Source organism: Pseudomonas sp. FW305-28 (genome assembly GCF_017351395.1).
Lineage (GTDB): Bacteria > Pseudomonadota > Gammaproteobacteria > Pseudomonadales > Pseudomonadaceae > Aquipseudomonas > Aquipseudomonas fluorescens_AA.
On sequence record NZ_JACNDD010000152.1, the window covers coordinates 1 to 15,155 of the forward strand.

A 15,155-nucleotide genomic window follows, 5' to 3' on the forward strand; every position below is an offset into this window, starting at 1 on the left:
TGCCTGAAGCGACTATGCTGAATGTGCCGCCTTCATCGCGAGCAAGCTCGCTCCCACACTGTCGGTGGCGGACACAACAGGGAGACCGCCCATGAACTATTTCCTGGCCCAGGCCCTGAACAACCGATGGGCCAACCACAGGCTGCTCGGCGCCTGCGCGCAGTTGAGCGAGGCTGACTACGCCGCGCCGCGCACGGGATTCTTCCCGTCCATCCAAGCCACGCTTTGCCACATCCTGGAAGTGGACCGCTATTACCTCACCGCCCTGGAAGGTGACCGGGACGGCCAGATAAAAGATTTCTCCGAGATCCTGCCCTTTGCCCAGCTCATGCAGAGCCAGGCTCAAACCGACCAGCGGCTGGTGGCTTTCTGCGAATCACTGCGAGAAAAAGACCTCGCCCGCTCCGTCGACCTGGTGCGTGCCGACGGGGTGGTGCTCGAACGAATCGACCGACTGCTGTTGCACCTGTTCGAACATCAGATCCATCATCGTGGGCAGGTCCACACCATGCTCAGCGCCACCCAGGTCAAGCCGCCACAACTCGATGAGTTCTTTCTCGATTGCGACCGCCCCTTGCGCAAGGACGAGGAACAGCGGCTTCAACTCGATGAACGGCGGGTCTGGCGCAATTACGTGTCTGGTTGAACCGCCCCCCAAAAGGAGACCTTGCCATGAACGTTATCCTTCGTTGCATCGGTTTGGCGTCGATGCTGATGGCCACGGCAGCACTCGCTCACCACGGTTGGAGCGAATACGACGCCAGCACCCCATTGGAACTCGACGGCACCATCAAGGAAGCCGGTTACTCCCATCCCCATGGCTACGTGCGCCTGCAAACCACCGACAAAACCTGGACCGTCGTGCTGGCCCCGCCGTCACGCATGGAGAATCGGGGACTGACCAAAGACATGCTCAAAGCGGGTAACCGGGCCACCGTGGTCGGCTATGCAAACCGCAACAAGCCCGACGAATTGCGCGCCGAACGCATCACCATCGACGACAAGACCACCGAGTTGCGCTGATGCAGGCCTCCCAGACTGGCGCGACCCAAGGCTGGATGGACCAGCTGGGGGATTCATCCCTGGCGGTGGCCATGCGCAGCGAGCTGTGGCTCTACCCGCTGGTGGAAGTCGTGCACATCATTGGCTTTTCGGTGCTGGTGGGCGCGGTGGTGATGTTCGACCTGCGCATCCTGGGGCTGTCCAAGGGCATCGCCGTGACCGCCCTGGCCCGTCATCTGCTGACCTGGGCCGTTGCGGCCCTGCTGCTGATCGTACCTGCCGGGCTGATGATGTTCAGCGCGCACCCCCATGACTTTGCCGGCAACGCCGTCTTCGCCCTCAAGCTCTGTCTGATTGCGGCGGCGGGCCTCAACGCCCTTGTGTTCCACGTTGGAACCTACCGCAGCGTCCAGCAATGGAACACCCACCACAAGGCACCCGGCCTGGCCAGAACCCAGGCGCTGGTGTCCATGGCGCTATGGATCGCGGTGATCTGCTGCGGCCGCCTGCTGGCTTATACCTGAAAAAAAGGCGACGACCGCTGCCGGCCATCGCCAAATCGCCCACCCGGGCGCTCTCAGATCCGTGCGGGAGAGACGATGATCTTCACGTTGTGCTCCTTGTTGTTCACCAGTTCCTCGAAGCCCTGCCCGACGATCTCCTCCAACTGGATGCGCCCGGTCACCAGCGGCGAGATGTCCAGGCGTCCGTCGGCGATGAAGGCAATCACATCGGCGAACTCACCGTTGTAAGCCAGCGCGCCGAGCACTTGTTTCTCGGTGGAGACCAGTTCAAAGAAGTTGAACTCGCTCGGTTCCTCGAAAATGCCCACCAACACGCATTTGCCGGCCTTGCGGATCAGGTCGATGGCGAACTTGGCGGTGTGCTTGTTGCCAATGCATTCGAAACTGACATCGGCCCCCAGGCCAGCGGTCAGGCGGCGGACTTCGGCCAGGGCGTCGCACTCGTTCGGATCGATCACATGGCTGGCACCGACTTCCAGGGCCTTGGCCTTGCGGGCGCCAGACATTTCCAGGGCAATCACCTGGGCCGCACCGGCCGCCTTGGCGCACATGATGGTGCACAGGCCGATGGTCCCGGCGCCGACCACCACCACGTTCTGACCCAACAGGCTGCCGGCCTTTTTCACCGCATGCATGCCCACCGCCAGCGGCTCGATCAACGCACCGGCCTCGGTCGGAAAGTCGGCAGGCAGTTTGTAGAGCAGGTTCGCCGGCACGTTGACCAGCTCCGCGAACGCGCCGTTGTTCATCAGCCCGGTGAAGGCCAGGTTCTCGCAGATGTTGTAGAGCCCGTGGGTGCAGTAATAGCAAGTACCGCAGTGCTGGCAGGCATCGGCCGCCACCGGTTCGCCGACACTGAAACCCTCGACGCCGGCGCCCAGTTCGACGATCTCGCCGCAGAACTCATGGCCGAGGATGCATTGGCCCTTGATCCCGGTCAGCGGGTGCGGCGCGTCCACCGGGATGAACACCGGCCCGGCCACGTATTCATGCAGGTCCGAGCCGCAGATGCCGCACCATTGCACGCGGATCTGCACCCAACCGGCCGGCGGCGAAACCGGCAGTGGCACGTCTTCGACGCGAATGTCGTTGCGGCCATGCCAGACGGCGGCGCGCATGCTGCGGGTCGGCTTGATTGAAACGTTCATAGTTGCCTCCAGAGTATTTTATGGGGCGGCGATTCATCGCCGCCCGCTGGGTCAGTGCTGTGCGATGAACTCGAGAATCGATCGATTGACCTGCTCGGCCGCTTCCATCTGCACCATGTGGCCCTGGCCGGGGAGCACTTCGACCTGGGCAGCCAGCCCTTCGCCGTGGGCCGCCGGGATGATTGCGTCGTCGCTGCCCCAGATCACCAGGGTCGGTACGTGACCGGCCTGCACCACCTCGCGCAGGTCCACCTGCTGGCGGCCGTCGGCGAACAGCGTCGCCGACAGTTGCCGCAGGGCGGCGTCCACGCCTTCCAGGCGCTTGTACTTGAGCATGTCGTCGAGCATCTGCCGCGTGACCAGCTCGGCATTGGAGAACAGTTGCACCAGTGGCGGCTTGAGGGCGTTGCGGTTGGCCGCTTCGACGAAACCTTGCAGGTAGCCGCCGTTGATCTGCGCGCCCAGCCCGGCGCTGCCGATCAAAGTCAGCGACCGTACACGCTGGGGCATCAGGCGCGCGGCATTCAGCGAAACCGCCCCACCCATGGAATGCCCCACCAGATGCACAGCGTTGATGTCCAGGTGATCGAGCAAGGCCAGCACCACGCCGCTCAGCTCGTCCAGGTCGCCGCGTTGCAGGGTTTTCGAAGATTCGCCATGGCCCGGCAGGTCCAGGGCAATGACCCGACGCCCGACGGCCAGTGCTTCATGGTTGAACAGCCAATTGTTCAGGTCGCCGCCGAAACCGTGCACCAGCACCAACGGCGTACCGCCCTCGCCGCGCTCGAAATAGCGAATCACCCGGCCGTCCAACTCGACTTTCTGCGGTGTCGGGCCGCTGTCTTCATCGGCTGAATCACCGGGCACGAAGTTGGATTGGAACTGCTCGATGACCGCGTCGATCTCGGCGTCGCTGGCCTCGCCGTCGACGACGATGCCGAGCAAGGCGCCGACCGCCAGGGTTTCGTCCTGACGGGCAACCTGCCGGCGCAGGATTCCGGAGAACGGCGCCTCGACGCTGCTGGAGATCTTGTCCGTCTCGACGTCCATCACTTCATCGCCCTTGGTGATGGCCTGGCCCTCCTCCTTGAGCCAGGCATCGACCCGGCCCTCGGTCATCGACAGGCCCCACTTGGGCATGGTCAAGGTATGAATCTGGCTCATCAGCGCTTGCTCCACTCGATCACGTTGAGCACGGCTTGCTCGATCTTCGCCGCGTCAGGGATGTACAGGTCTTCCAGGGCATCGGAGAACGGCACCGGCGTGTGCGGCGCGGTGACCATTTCGATCGGGGCCTTGAGCGCGCCGAAGGCCTTTTGCGCCACCAGCGCGGAAACATCGGTGGCCATGGAACAGCGCGGGTTGGCCTCGTCGATCACCACCAGGCGCCCGGTCTTCTCCACGCTTTCGAGGATGCTGTCCTCGTCCATCGGGCTGGTGGTGCGCAGGTCGATGACTTCGCAGTCGATACCGCGCCCGGCCAGGCTGCGGGCGGCGTCCATCGCGGTGTTGACCATGCGTCCGTAGGACACCAGGGTCACGTCCTTGCCGTCGCGCAGGAAGTTGGCCTCGCCAAAGGGGATGGTGTAGAGCTCTTCCGGCACTTCGCCCTGCATGCTGTAGAGCAACTTGTGCTCGCAGAAGATCACCGGGTCGTTGTCGCGGATCGCCTGGATCAGCAGGCCCTTGGCGTCGTAAGGCGATGACGGGCAGACCACTTTCAGCCCCGGAATGTGCGTCCACAAGGACGTGAGCATCTGCGAATGCTGGGCGGCGGCGCGCAGGCCGGCGCCGACCATGGTACGGATCACCAGGGGCGTGGAGGCCTTGCCGCCGAACATGTAGCGAAACTTCGCCGCCTGGTTGAGGATCTGGTCCAGGCAGCACCCGGCAAAGTCGACGAACATCAGTTCGCACACCGGGCGTACGCCGCAGGTGGCGGCCCCGACCGCCGCACCGACGTAACCGATTTCCGAGAGTGGCGTGTCCAGCACGCGCCCGGGAAACTGGTCGTAAAGGCCCTTGGTCACCCCAAGTACACCGCCCCAGGCGTCGTTTTCACCGGGTGCGCCAGCCCCACCGGCCACGTCCTCACCCATGATGAACACGCTTGAGTCCCGACGCATCTCCTGGGCCAGCGCTTCGTTGATTGCCTGCTGATAGCTGATTTTTCTCGCCATGATGGAGTTCTCTATTCTTGTTGTTCAGGAGGGCGTTCAGGGATAGCTGACGTAGACGTCGGTCAGCAGGTCCGCCGAGGAAGGCTTGGGATCGGACTTGGCCTTGTACACGGCGTTTTCAATCAGCAGGTCCACTTCCTTGTCGATCTGGTCCAACTGCTCGACGGTGAGCAAGCCGGCCCGGGTCGTGCGCTCGCGGAACTGCATCAGGCAGTCCTGGTTTTCACGGAAGTGCTTGACCTCGTCGGGGGCCCGGTAGGTCTGGGCGTCGCCCTCGAAGTGACCGTAGTAGCGGGTCAACTTGACCTCGATCAGCGACGGCCCCTCCCCGGCACGGGCGCGTTCGACGGCGGCCCCGGCGGCTTCATGCACGGCAAAGAAGTCGAAGCCGTCGACAGTCACACCGGGCATGCCGAACCCGGCCGCGCGGTCGGCGATGTGATCGCAGGCCACCGACCAATTGGACGCGGTGGCTTCGGCGTAGCCGTTGTTTTCCGCGACGAACAGGCACGGCAGGTTCCACACCGAGGCCATGTTCATGGCTTCGAACACCGCGCCCTCGTTGGAGCCGCCGTCGCCGAAAAACACCACGGCGACGCTGTCGGTGCCCTTGAGCCGGGCCGCCAAAGCCGCGCCGACCACCAAGGGTGCGCCGGCGCCGACAATGCCATTGGCGCCGAGCATGCCTTTCTCGAAGTCGGCGATGTGCATCGAGCCGCCCTTGCCTTGGCAAACGCCGGTTTTCTTGCCGTAGATCTCGGCCATCATTCCGTAGACATCCACGCCCTTGGCGATGCAATGGCCATGGCCACGGTGGTTGGAGGCAATGCAATCGTCATCGCCCAGGTGGGCCATGACGCCTGCGGCCGAGGCTTCTTCGCCGGCATACAGGTGGACGAACCCGGGGATTTCACCCGTGGCGAACTCCACGTGCAGGCGCTCTTCGAAGGCGCGGATGGTGCGCATCACCTGATAGGCGTGCAGCAGGTGATCGTGGGTGAGCGGTGTCGACATTTTTATTCTCCTGGGGTGTCTTCTTGAAGATTCAGAGGGTGTTGCGGGTGTTCGCGGCCGATGGCCAGCAAACGTTGTTGCGCGGCGTAGGCCAGCACCGCGTTGACATCGATGCTCAGTGGACCGCCGGCATCGAGGGTGACCGTGGGCCGGTCATGAACGTTGAATTCGATTTCCCGCTCGCCGTCCAGGGCCAGGGTGCCGCTGGAGAGCGACAGGCCGTGGGCGACACCGGGTTCCAGGGGGCCGGCGGCGAGCACGCCACAGCCCTGCAACAGGCCCGGCGCGAGCGGCACCAGCAACGCTTCGGGGGATTGCGGGTCCAGGCGCATCCAGGCGCCACCCGGTGCCTGGCGTGACACCGGAAACCACAAGCCGCATAGCGCCGACAGGCCGATGGACTGCGGCTCGGCGAAGGTCACGAACACTTCGGCCAAGTCCTGTGCCCGACTGATGGCCCGGGCGCCGACAAACCGCAGGGGCGACACGGCGACGTCCACCAAGGCGACTTCGCGCAGGCCACGTCCGGCGTCGCAAACCAGCAAACGCTTGTTGCGGCGCAAACCGATCTGGGCCGGGACCCGGCCGCTGGCGTACAAGCCACCGGCCAGTCCAGCACTGGTGGCTTCGCGCAGTTCGGGAAAGGCGTTGTTGGTGCCGGTGGACAGGGTCAGCAACGGGATGTCCCCCACTTCGGCGGCCACCGCCTTGTGGGTGCCGTCGCCACCGAGCACGGCGATCAGCGCCACCTCGCGCTCGGCCATCAGGCGCGCGGCCTGGCGGGTGTCTTCGACGGTCTGGCGCAGGGTCAGGTCGAGGAACTCCAGGGCCGGCCAGTGGCTGCTACGGGCCTGGCGACTGTGGCTGTTCTTCAGCACAGCGGCGGCCATGCCAATCATGTCGGTGGGCATCAACACCCGCTCGATGCCGGTGGCACCGAAAGCGGCCAGCAGGCGCTGGATCACCGAGACCTTGTCGGTGCTGGAAAACAGCCCGGCATTGGCGGTCAGGCGCCGCACGTCGCGGCCCGATGCGGGGTTGGCGATGATGCCCACGGTCAGTGGCCGGCGGCTCATGGTGCCACCGCGGGAGAAACAGGCGAACGGCCTGGGCAGGAGAACATAGGCACCTCGTTGTTATTATTGGATGACCCGTCAGGCGGGCTCCAGGGGTAGAGCAAGGGCGGTGCCAGTTACCGGAAAAGTCCAGGAGACAGCCGAGCCAGAGCGGTCCAGGCGGGATGTTCAATGAGGCCAAGCGAGCCCGGCTGAGACGCTCCATGTCAGCCTGCACGAGGTAACCGCGAGACGCTGAGACGTTGCGTCTCACATCTGCCCGCACACCCCGTCGTGCTTGTCTGCACCCGGCGAACGGCGCTTAATGTGCGCACAACGACAAGAAGCTGAATCGGAGGCCCCTATGCTTTCCGCTCACTCCCGGGCGCACGTGGATTGCGTCAGCCGCGTGGTGAAAAACGCGGCGCAATTGCCTCAACTGCCGGTCCCGGACCTGATCCTCGACTCCTGGCGTCGCTCCCTGGAGCAACATCACCTGGACCCCGGTTCGCTGCAGGGCCCGCGCATCCTGTCCCAGGACGTGCTCAAGCAATGCCGCGAGCGCTCCGAGCTGTTCCTCAATATCGCCAGTGAAGAAGTGGCCCGCCTCCATGGCCGGGTACGTGATGCCGACTACTGCGTGCTCTTGACCGATGCCCAGGGCCAGACCATCGACTATCGGGTGGAAACCACGATCCGCAATGACTGCCGCAAGGCTGGGCTGTACCTGGGCACATGTTGGTCGGAGGGTGAAGAAGGCACCTGTGGCGTGGCGGCGGTGCTCATGGGCAAAGCCCCGGTGACGGTGCACAAGCGCGACCATTTCCGCGCGGCGTTCATTGGCCTGACCTGCTCCGCCGCACCGGTCTTCGACCCCCAGGGCGAATTGCTCGGGGTGCTGGACGTCTCGGCAGTGCGCTCGCCGGATGATCGACGCTCGCAGCACCTGATCCGGCAAATGGTGGTGCAGAGCGCCCGGGAGATCGAGCAGGCGTTTTTCATGAGCAGTGCCCAGGGCTACTGGGTGCTACGGGCCCATAGCAACGCCGGCTACGTCGACAGCCAGCCGGACTTCCTGTTCGCCTGGGATGACGACGGTTGCCTGCAAGCCCTGAACCCGGCCGCCCGCCACTACCTGCTGCAGCATTACGGGCAGTTGCCGCAACACATCGGCCAGGTGTTCGACCAGCAACGGCTGCACCGGGCCCGGGACGAAAGCCTCTGCCTCCTCGATCACGCTTTGCATGGCCGCTTGAGCGCCCCCCGCCAGCGGGCCAATCCGCGTCCGCGGGTGGCGATGACCCCGGCCGAGATCGATCCGCGCCTGGCCGACAGCCTGCGCCTGGCGGTACGGGTCAAGGATCGCAACCTGCCGGTGCTGATCCAGGGCGAAACCGGTTCCGGCAAGGAAGTGTTCGCCCGGCAGTTGCACCAAGCCAGCCAACGCCGTGATCGCCCTTTCGTGGCGTTGAATTGCGCCGCCATTCCCGAAAGCCTGATCGAAAGCGAATTGTTCGGCTACGTCGCCGGCGCCTTCACCGGTGCCTCGGCCAAAGGCATGCAAGGCCTGCTGCAACAGGCCGATGGCGGCACCTTGTTCCTCGATGAGATCGGTGACATGCCGCTGACCTTGCAGACCCGCCTGCTGCGGGTGCTGGCCGAGGGTGAAGTGGCGCCGCTGGGGGCATCCCGCCGCAAGGCCGTGGACATCCAGGTGATCTGCGCCACCCACCGCGACCTGGAGACCCTGGTGGCCGCTGGCGAGTTTCGTGAGGATTTGTATTTCCGCCTCGGTGGCGCGCGTTTCCAGCTACCACCGTTGCGCGAACGCAGCGACCGGCTGGCGCTGATCAATCGAATGCTTGCCGAGGAGTCGGCACTCTGCGGGGGAACGGTGCAATTAAGCAGCGCGGCGCTGGAATGCCTGCTCGGTTATCACTGGCCGGGCAATATCCGCCAGTTGCGCCATGTGCTGCGCTATGCCTGCGCGGTGTGCGAAGCCAGTGTGGTTCAGCTCAGCCACCTGCCCGAGTCATTGCACCGCGCGGACGCCGCCGATCATGGACCGCAGCCGAGCGCCAGCCCGGAACGCCAGGCGCTGCTCGATGCCCTGGTGCGCCACCGCTGGAAACCCACCGCCGCCGCCCGGGCCCTGGGCATTTCCCGGGCGACCCTGTATCGGCGGGTGCACCAGCACGGTATCGAGATGCCAGGCCGGAGCCCGGCCTGAGGCCTATCGGCGTGCCAGCTCATGACGGACACATTGTTCGTAGTAGGTCTGCTTGACCGCAGCAGGCTTCAGGCGCGAAGCGCTGTTGTAAGTCTGCTCGGTAATGCCCAGGGCGGTCATGCGCATCCAGGGCCGGGGAAACTTGCGCACTTGCAGCTTCTTGCGCGCGCCGTACAGGCTGACGCCGGAAAGCTTCGACGCCTGCGCGCCCGCCGCAATATCCGAACCCCAGCGGCACACCGACTGCTGGTTCTGCGTCAGCGCCTTGGCCTGGGCCCCAAGCGAGACGGCGGCCAGGAGAAACGTCGTTACGACCCACATAGAAATACGCATAGGTTTGTCGCCCAACTTTCTGAAAGGAAAGAAGTTTGACTGGATGCAAATGAGCAAGGGGCCAGCACCACTACATCGACTTGTGGCGAGGGAATCTGTGGGGGCAAGGCTTGCCCGCGATGAAGTTCGCGCGGTCTATCTGAAACCGAGTCGTCTGCTTCGCGGGCAAGCCTTGCTCCCACAGATTCCCCTCGCACAAGCAAGCTCGCTCTAGTCATCAACCCGTCTTCGCCTCCTGCAACAACTGCTGGATCACCTGCTCCTGCTCGCCGTAACGCCCTTCGCCAAAGTGGCTGTAGCGCACCTGCCCCTTGGCATCGATGAAGTAATGGGCCGGCCAGTACTGATTGTTGAAGGCGCGCCAGATCGCATACTGATTGTCGATCGCCACCGGGTAGTGGATGTCCAGTTTGCGTACCTGCTCGCGTACGTTGTCGATGATCTTCTCGTAGCCATATTCCGGGGTGTGGACACCGATCACCACCAGCCCGTCCTTTTCATACTTCTTCGCCCAACCGTTCACATAGGGCAAGGTGTGCTGGCAGTTGATGCAGTCGTAGGTCCAGAAGTCCACCAGCACCACCTTGCCCCGCAGTGACTCGCTGCTCAGCGGCGGCGAGTTCAGCCATTGCACCGCGCCGTCCAGCGCAGGCATGGCGCCCTGGGATTCGAGGGCCGGCATAGAGCTTGCGCCGGCCTTGCTCACCACATAGTCAATGACCTTGGGCACGTTCTTCAGCAAGCCTTGTTCCAAGGTGGCCGAGGGTTGGGAGGAAGTCGCCGCCAACAACCGATCGTCCGCCCCGGTGCCAATCGCCACGGCGGCCAGCAACACCACCGCCCCCGTTCCCCGGCGCAACCAGGTGGTGATCGGCAGCGAGAGTTTCAGGCGCCCGACCAGCCCACGCCCGGCCAGGATCAATGTACCCAGGGACAAGGCGCTGCCCAGGCCGTAGGCGAGCAACAACAGGCTGGTTTGTGCGCTGGCGCCTTGCAGCATCGCGCCGGTCAGGATCACCCCGAGTATCGGCCCGGCACACGGTGCCCAGAGCAGCCCGGTGGCGACCCCGATCAGCACCGAGGCCACCGGCCCGGCCATCCGCCCGGCCCCGGCGTCCAGGCGATTGCCCAGGCTGACCAGCGGCCGCGCCAGCCAGATGCCGACCCGGCTGAAGATCAATGACAAGGCGAACACCACCATCACCACCAAGGCGACTTGCCGGCCGACACTGCTGGCGCGCACCACCCATTCGCTACTGACCACCGCCAGGCTGGAGACCAGGGCGAACGTCAGCACCATGCCGCCGAGGGTCAGCAGCACCGAGCCGCGGGAGCGATCGGCCCGGGCGAACAGAAACGGCACCACCGGAAGAATACAGGGGCTGAGGATCGTCAGGATCCCGCCGAGAAAAGCGATCAGAAGCATGGCAACACCTCAATCTAAAAGGCTGACATAGACCCTGTGGCGAGGGAGCTTGCTCCCGCTGGGCTGCGCAGCAGCCCCCGAAATCGACCTGACAACTGGGTACGTCAGGAAAGTAAAGGGGCCGCTTCGCGCCCCAGCGGGAGCAAGCTCCCTCGCCACAAAAGCAGGTCAGTTCTGGTTGCTGCAGTTATCGGAAAACTTGCGATAGTCCAGCGCTTGCTCGTGGCCTGCCGAATCCAGGTAGGTCATGTGGGCGTTGACCACGCCGCAGGTCGGCTCGGCATCTTCGGTAAGGGAAAGCACCTTCTGGATGTCCAGGTGGGTGCCGTAGGTGTAGCTGTGCGTTTGCACGTTGCTTTCGGCTCGGGCCGACAGGGTGCAGATGTTCAGCGCGGCGAAAAGGCAGGCGGCGTAGAGGGCTTTGGTGTTCATGGCGATTCCTCGATTCAATGGGGTTTATCTGCCGAGGCTGCGTTGTGTTGCCTCGATGGGTGCCATTGAATGCCGCGCAGGTATCGCGTCTGTATCGAGCCCAGTGGCTTTTTGCATCGCTGTGTATCCGTCGCGCGCCAGATACACTGCAATACAAACCGCCGCGAGCCGGGCCGGCCGGCGCCTGTAGACTGCTCACAACGAAACGCCGAGGAGCTGGACACCATGGATCATGTCGATCACGTGTTGATAGTGGATGACGATCGCGAGATCAGAGAGCTGGTTGGCAACTACCTGAAGAAGAATGGCCTGCGCACCACCGTCGTCGCCGACGGCCGGCAGATGCGCGCTTTCCTGGAAACCACACCGGTGGACCTGATCGTGCTGGACATCATGATGCCCGGCGACGACGGCCTGGTGCTGTGCCGGGAGCTGCGTGCCGGCAAGCACAAGGCCACGCCGGTGCTGATGCTCACCGCCCGCAACGACGAAACCGACCGCATCATCGGCCTGGAGATGGGCGCCGATGATTACCTGGTCAAGCCGTTCGCCGCCCGTGAACTGCTAGCGCGGATCAACGCCGTGCTGCGCCGCACCCGCATGCTGCCGCCCAACCTGGTGGTCACTGAAAGTGGTCGCCTGCTGGCGTTCGGGCGCTGGCGCCTGGACACCACCGCCCGCCACCTGCTGGACACCGACGGCACCATGGTTGCCTTGAGCGGCGCCGAATATCGTTTGTTGCGGGTATTCCTCGACCATCCGCAACGGGTGCTCAACCGCGACCAGTTGCTTAACCTCACCCAGGGCCGGGACGCCGACCTGTTCGATCGTTCCATCGATTTGCTGGTCAGTCGCCTGCGCCAGCGCCTGCTGGACGACGCCCGGGAACCGGCCTACATCAAGACCGTGCGCAGCGAAGGCTACGTGTTCTCGCTGCCGGTGGAGATCCTCGAGGCCTCGGTATGAGTCTGCCGCTGCGTTGGCCACGGACCCTGGCCTCGAGGTTGTCGCTGATCTTCCTGATCGGCCTGATCCTGGCCCAGGGCCTGTCCTTCGGTGTCCAATACTACGAGCGCTATCAGAGTGCCAAGTCGACCATGCTCGGCAACCTGGAAACCGATGTCTCGACCTCCGTCGCCATTCTCGACCGCCTGCCTGCCGCCGAACGCCCGGCCTGGCTGCCGAAACTCGCCCGGCGCAACTATGGCTACCTGCTCGACGAAGGCCAGCCCGGGCAACCGATGGATCTTGCCGATGCGCCGATCTCGGTCAGTTCGATCCAGGAAGCCATCGGCCAGGCCTATGGCCTGACCTTCAAGCAGATTCCCGGGCCGAAAATGCACTATCAGGCGCTCCTGCGCCTGGGGGACGGCAGCCCGCTGACCATCGACGTCCGCCCGGCGATGATGCCCCTCTCCCCCTGGCTGCCGATGGTGTTGCTGGGGCAGTTGGCGCTGTTGATCGGCTGCACCTGGCTGGCCGTGCGCATCGCCGTCGGCCCCCTGACCCGGCTGGCCCAGGCGGTGGAAACCCTCGACCCGAACGCCCACAGCGTCCGCCTGGACGAAAAGGGCCCGACCGAAGTGGTGCATGCGGCCAAGGCCTTCAATGCCATGCAGGACCGCATCGCCGCCTACCTCAAGGAGCGCATGCAGTTGCTGGCGGCGATTTCCCATGACTTGCAGACGCCCATCACACGCATGAAGCTGCGCGCCGAGTTCATGGACGAAGGGATCGAACGGGACAAATTGTGGAGCGACTTGAGCGAAATGGAACACTTGGTGCGTGAAGGCGTGGCCTATGCCCGCAGCATCCACGGTGCCACCGAGGCCAGTTGTCGGATCAGCCTGGATGCGTTTCTCGACAGCCTGGTGTTCGACTACCAGGACACCGGCAAGGACGTGCAACTGTGCGGGAAAAACGCCGCCGTCATCGACACCCGCCCCCATGCCCTGCGGCGGGTGCTGGTCAACCTGGTGGACAACGCCTTGAAATTCGGCGGCGCGGCGCAGATCCAGGTGCAACCGGCCGCCAACGGGCAACTGGTGATCCAGGTGCTGGACCGTGGCCCCGGGATCAGCGAGCTGGAACTGGCCGAGGTGCTCAAACCGTTCTATCGGGTGGAAAGCTCGCGCAACCGGGAAACCGGTGGCACTGGCCTGGGCCTGGCCATCGCCCAGCAACTGGCGATCGCCATGGGCGGCTCACTGACCCTGAGCAACCGCGACGGCGGCGGCCTATGCGCCGAGCTGCGCCTGGCCTTCGCAAGCTGACACAACCAACAACCTCTGTGGGAGCGAGCTTGCTCGCGATAGCGGTGTATCAGCCGGCATCCGTTCAACTGACCTGACGCCATCGCGAGCAAGCTCGCTCCCACACTGTTCCGAGGCGCCACACAGCTTGATGCCTTACCAATCCCCCTGTGGGGTATTGGATTTGGAGGGGGGTTTGTATGTCAGTGTGTCTGCGGATGATGGGCATACACAAACTTGCACGATACGGCGTTGTGGACACACCCCGCTTACACCGGCTTGAAAGACTCCTCATGCCCCGGCGGCCATCACCACCGGGCCTCGACTTCCAAGGAGCCTTTACATGCCTACCGCAACTGCATCTCCCCTTCGTTTCCAGGGCTGGTCGCTGTTCAGCCTGCTCGCCGCCCTGGTGCTGTTGATGACCGGGTTGATCCTGGTGCTCAACCCGGACCTCACCGAAGGCGTGCGCAGCGCCATTCGCGCCACGGCTCGTTCGTCCTTCCTCCTCTTCTTGCTGGCCTTCACCGCCTCGGCATTCGCGGTGCTGGTGCCCTCGCCCCTGAGCCGGTCGCTGGTGCGTGAACGACGCTTCATCGGGCTGGCGTTTGCCTTCTCCCATCTGGTCCACGCAGTGCTGATCTACAGCTACGGCCAGCTCAATACCGAGTTCTGGCCCGGCCGCACCCCCCTCGGCAACGTGCCTGGCACCGTGGGCTACGTATTCATCCTGCTGCTGGCCCTGACCTCGTTCAAAAGCACCACGCGCCTGATCGGCTTCAAGGCCTGGAAGCGCCTGCATGTCACCGGTATGTGGGTGCTGGCGGCGATCTTTGCCTACTCCAATTTCAAGCGCATTCCCATGAGCGACTGGTACGTGCTGCCGTTCGGCCTGATCTGCGCCGCCACCGCCATCCGCCTGGTGGGCAAACTGGCCCAAGCCACTCAGCGCCGCCAACGGCCGCAACACGCTTGAGCCCAGGGAGGCCGATCATGTATTCAAACGTGCTGAAAACACTGCATCTTCATCTCGATCAGGCAGGCGCCTGGCTCGCGCCGCTGGGCCTGCGCCTGTTCCTGGCCTGGGAGTTTTTCGAATCCGGCCTGGAAAAATGGAATGGCGAGAACTGGTTCGCCGAGATCCAGTCGGCCTTCCCGTTCCCCTTCGACCATGTGCCGGCCCAGTGGAACTGGGAACTGGCGATGTGGGCCGAACTGATCGGCGCCATCGCCCTGTTGATTGGCTTGGGCACGCGCCTGTCGGCGCTGGTGCTGATCGTCGTCACCGTGGTGGCGACCGCGGCCGTACACTGGCCGGCGGACTGGTCGAGCTTGAGCGAACTGGCCCAGGGTTATGCGATTACCAACAAGGGACATGGCAACTTCAAGCTGCCGTTGATCTACCTGGTGGCGTTGCTGCCGTTGGTGCTGCAAGGGGCTGGGAAGCTGAGCGTGGATGCACTGCTGAAGAGCGGCCTGTCTCACCCAAGTAAAGCCTGACAAAAAACCCTTGTGGGAGCGAGCTTGCTCGCGATAGCAGTGGGTCAGTCGACCTCACA

Annotated in this window: 16 protein-coding genes; 8 read left to right on the forward strand and 8 right to left on the reverse strand. The window is 64.1% G+C overall.

What is annotated here, in order from left to right; genetic code table 11:
• Positions 1–91: 91 nt before the first annotated feature.
• From J4E53_RS25590 to J4E53_RS25600, 3 genes are read left to right on the forward strand one after another with little or no spacing between them, the layout of a single operon-like run.
• Positions 92–646 carry a DinB family protein gene (locus tag J4E53_RS25590; RefSeq protein ID WP_103310220.1) on the forward strand — a complete coding sequence of 185 codons (555 nt, stop codon included), beginning with the start codon at positions 92–94 and terminating at the stop codon, positions 644–646.
• A 26-nt stretch (positions 647–672) separates the two neighbouring features.
• The gene (locus J4E53_RS25595; protein WP_092327853.1) at positions 673–1,023 is read left to right on the forward strand and encodes a DUF6152 family protein; all 351 of its coding nucleotides are present in this window, start codon (positions 673–675) and stop codon (positions 1,021–1,023) included.
• Entirely contained in the window at positions 1,023–1,526 is a 504-nt protein-coding gene (locus J4E53_RS25600; protein WP_103310218.1) for a DUF6644 family protein, read from the forward strand. The genes J4E53_RS25595 and J4E53_RS25600 overlap by 1 nt, the downstream gene beginning before the upstream one ends.
• A gap of 53 nt (positions 1,527–1,579) precedes the next feature.
• Here the strand turns inward: J4E53_RS25600 and J4E53_RS25605 are convergent, their stop codons facing one another.
• From J4E53_RS25605 to J4E53_RS25625, 5 genes are all read right to left on the reverse strand, one after another.
• Positions 1,580–2,644, reverse strand: a complete 1,065-nt coding sequence (locus tag J4E53_RS25605) for a 2,3-butanediol dehydrogenase (protein ID WP_256573690.1) — start codon at positions 2,642–2,644, stop codon at positions 1,580–1,582.
• 81 nt (positions 2,645–2,725) lie between these two features.
• Complete coding sequence (locus tag J4E53_RS25610) at positions 2,726–3,838, reverse strand: acetoin dehydrogenase dihydrolipoyllysine-residue acetyltransferase subunit (RefSeq protein WP_060742040.1); 1,113 nt, start codon at positions 3,836–3,838, stop codon at positions 2,726–2,728.
• Positions 3,838–4,854, reverse strand: coding sequence for an alpha-ketoacid dehydrogenase subunit beta (locus J4E53_RS25615; protein WP_060742039.1), 1,017 nt, complete (start codon positions 4,852–4,854; stop codon positions 3,838–3,840). Before J4E53_RS25615 ends, J4E53_RS25610 begins: the two co-directional genes overlap by 1 nt.
• A 36-nt stretch (positions 4,855–4,890) precedes the next feature.
• Positions 4,891–5,868, reverse strand: coding sequence for a thiamine pyrophosphate-dependent dehydrogenase E1 component subunit alpha (locus J4E53_RS25620; protein ID WP_103310216.1), 978 nt, complete (start codon positions 5,866–5,868; stop codon positions 4,891–4,893).
• 2 nt (positions 5,869–5,870) lie between these two features.
• Complete coding sequence (locus J4E53_RS25625; RefSeq protein WP_103310215.1) at positions 5,871–6,944, reverse strand: ATP-NAD kinase family protein; 1,074 nt, start codon at positions 6,942–6,944, stop codon at positions 5,871–5,873.
• 343 nt (positions 6,945–7,287) lie between these two features.
• On the opposite strand from J4E53_RS25625, the gene J4E53_RS25630 reads away from it, so the two are divergent.
• Positions 7,288–9,153, forward strand: coding sequence for a sigma-54-dependent Fis family transcriptional regulator (locus tag J4E53_RS25630; RefSeq protein ID WP_103310213.1), 1,866 nt, complete (start codon positions 7,288–7,290; stop codon positions 9,151–9,153).
• A gap of 3 nt (positions 9,154–9,156) precedes the next feature.
• Here the strand turns inward: J4E53_RS25630 and J4E53_RS25635 are convergent, their stop codons facing one another.
• From J4E53_RS25635 to J4E53_RS25645, 3 genes are all read right to left on the reverse strand, one after another.
• Positions 9,157–9,486 (reverse strand): hypothetical protein, encoded by a 330-nt coding sequence (locus J4E53_RS25635; RefSeq protein WP_060743197.1) that lies wholly within the window; start codon positions 9,484–9,486, stop codon positions 9,157–9,159.
• Between the two features lie 217 nt (positions 9,487–9,703).
• Positions 9,704–10,912, reverse strand: a complete 1,209-nt coding sequence (locus tag J4E53_RS25640) for a cytochrome c biogenesis protein DipZ (RefSeq protein WP_103310211.1) — start codon at positions 10,910–10,912, stop codon at positions 9,704–9,706.
• A 168-nt stretch (positions 10,913–11,080) separates the two neighbouring features.
• Positions 11,081–11,344, reverse strand: coding sequence for a DUF2790 domain-containing protein (locus J4E53_RS25645; RefSeq protein WP_060742034.1), 264 nt, complete (start codon positions 11,342–11,344; stop codon positions 11,081–11,083).
• Positions 11,345–11,569: 225 nt separating this feature from the next.
• Between J4E53_RS25645 and J4E53_RS25650 the strand changes: the two genes are divergently transcribed.
• The 4 genes from J4E53_RS25650 to J4E53_RS25665 all read left to right on the forward strand — a co-directional run bounded on the left by J4E53_RS25650 (position 11,570) and on the right by J4E53_RS25665 (position 15,096).
• Positions 11,570–12,310 carry a response regulator gene (locus J4E53_RS25650; protein WP_003202589.1) on the forward strand — a complete coding sequence of 247 codons (741 nt, stop codon included), beginning with the start codon at positions 11,570–11,572 and terminating at the stop codon, positions 12,308–12,310.
• Complete coding sequence (locus J4E53_RS25655; protein ID WP_060742033.1) at positions 12,307–13,617, forward strand: ATP-binding protein; 1,311 nt, start codon at positions 12,307–12,309, stop codon at positions 13,615–13,617. The genes J4E53_RS25650 and J4E53_RS25655 overlap by 4 nt, the downstream gene beginning before the upstream one ends.
• 322 nt (positions 13,618–13,939) lie before the next feature.
• On the forward strand, positions 13,940–14,572 hold the full coding sequence (locus J4E53_RS25660) for a ferric reductase-like transmembrane domain-containing protein (RefSeq protein ID WP_103310722.1): 633 nt from the start codon (positions 13,940–13,942) through the stop codon (positions 14,570–14,572).
• 17 nt (positions 14,573–14,589) lie between these two features.
• The gene (locus J4E53_RS25665; RefSeq protein ID WP_103310720.1) at positions 14,590–15,096 is read left to right on the forward strand and encodes a DoxX family protein; all 507 of its coding nucleotides are present in this window, start codon (positions 14,590–14,592) and stop codon (positions 15,094–15,096) included.
• Positions 15,097–15,155 lie beyond the last annotated feature (59 nt).

Excerpts from the sequence above, each read along its gene's own strand:
- J4E53_RS25665 (WP_103310720.1), top strand. The coding sequence starts at position 14,590 with ATGTATTCAAACGTGCTGAAAACACTGCATCTTCATCTCGATCAGGCA.
- J4E53_RS25660 (WP_103310722.1), top strand. The coding sequence starts at position 13,940 with ATGCCTACCGCAACTGCATCTCCCCTTCGTTTCCAGGGCTGGTCGCTG.
- J4E53_RS25640 (WP_103310211.1), bottom strand. The coding sequence starts at position 10,912 with ATGCTTCTGATCGCTTTTCTCGGCGGGATCCTGACGATCCTCAGCCCC.
- J4E53_RS25630 (WP_103310213.1), top strand. The coding sequence starts at position 7,288 with ATGCTTTCCGCTCACTCCCGGGCGCACGTGGATTGCGTCAGCCGCGTG.
- J4E53_RS25625 (WP_103310215.1), bottom strand. The coding sequence starts at position 6,944 with ATGAGCCGCCGGCCACTGACCGTGGGCATCATCGCCAACCCCGCATCG.
- J4E53_RS25620 (WP_103310216.1), bottom strand. The coding sequence starts at position 5,868 with ATGTCGACACCGCTCACCCACGATCACCTGCTGCACGCCTATCAGGTG.
- J4E53_RS25650 (WP_003202589.1), top strand. The coding sequence starts at position 11,570 with ATGGATCATGTCGATCACGTGTTGATAGTGGATGACGATCGCGAGATC.
- J4E53_RS25605 (WP_256573690.1), bottom strand. The coding sequence starts at position 2,644 with ATGCGCGCCGCCGTCTGGCATGGCCGCAACGACATTCGCGTCGAAGAC.
- J4E53_RS25590 (WP_103310220.1), top strand. The coding sequence starts at position 92 with ATGAACTATTTCCTGGCCCAGGCCCTGAACAACCGATGGGCCAACCAC.
- J4E53_RS25600 (WP_103310218.1), top strand. The coding sequence starts at position 1,023 with ATGCAGGCCTCCCAGACTGGCGCGACCCAAGGCTGGATGGACCAGCTG.
- J4E53_RS25610 (WP_060742040.1), bottom strand. The coding sequence starts at position 3,838 with ATGAGCCAGATTCATACCTTGACCATGCCCAAGTGGGGCCTGTCGATG.
- J4E53_RS25615 (WP_060742039.1), bottom strand. The coding sequence starts at position 4,854 with ATGGCGAGAAAAATCAGCTATCAGCAGGCAATCAACGAAGCGCTGGCC.
- J4E53_RS25645 (WP_060742034.1), bottom strand. The coding sequence starts at position 11,344 with ATGAACACCAAAGCCCTCTACGCCGCCTGCCTTTTCGCCGCGCTGAAC.
- J4E53_RS25595 (WP_092327853.1), top strand. The coding sequence starts at position 673 with ATGAACGTTATCCTTCGTTGCATCGGTTTGGCGTCGATGCTGATGGCC.
- J4E53_RS25655 (WP_060742033.1), top strand. The coding sequence starts at position 12,307 with ATGAGTCTGCCGCTGCGTTGGCCACGGACCCTGGCCTCGAGGTTGTCG.
- J4E53_RS25635 (WP_060743197.1), bottom strand. The coding sequence starts at position 9,486 with ATGCGTATTTCTATGTGGGTCGTAACGACGTTTCTCCTGGCCGCCGTC.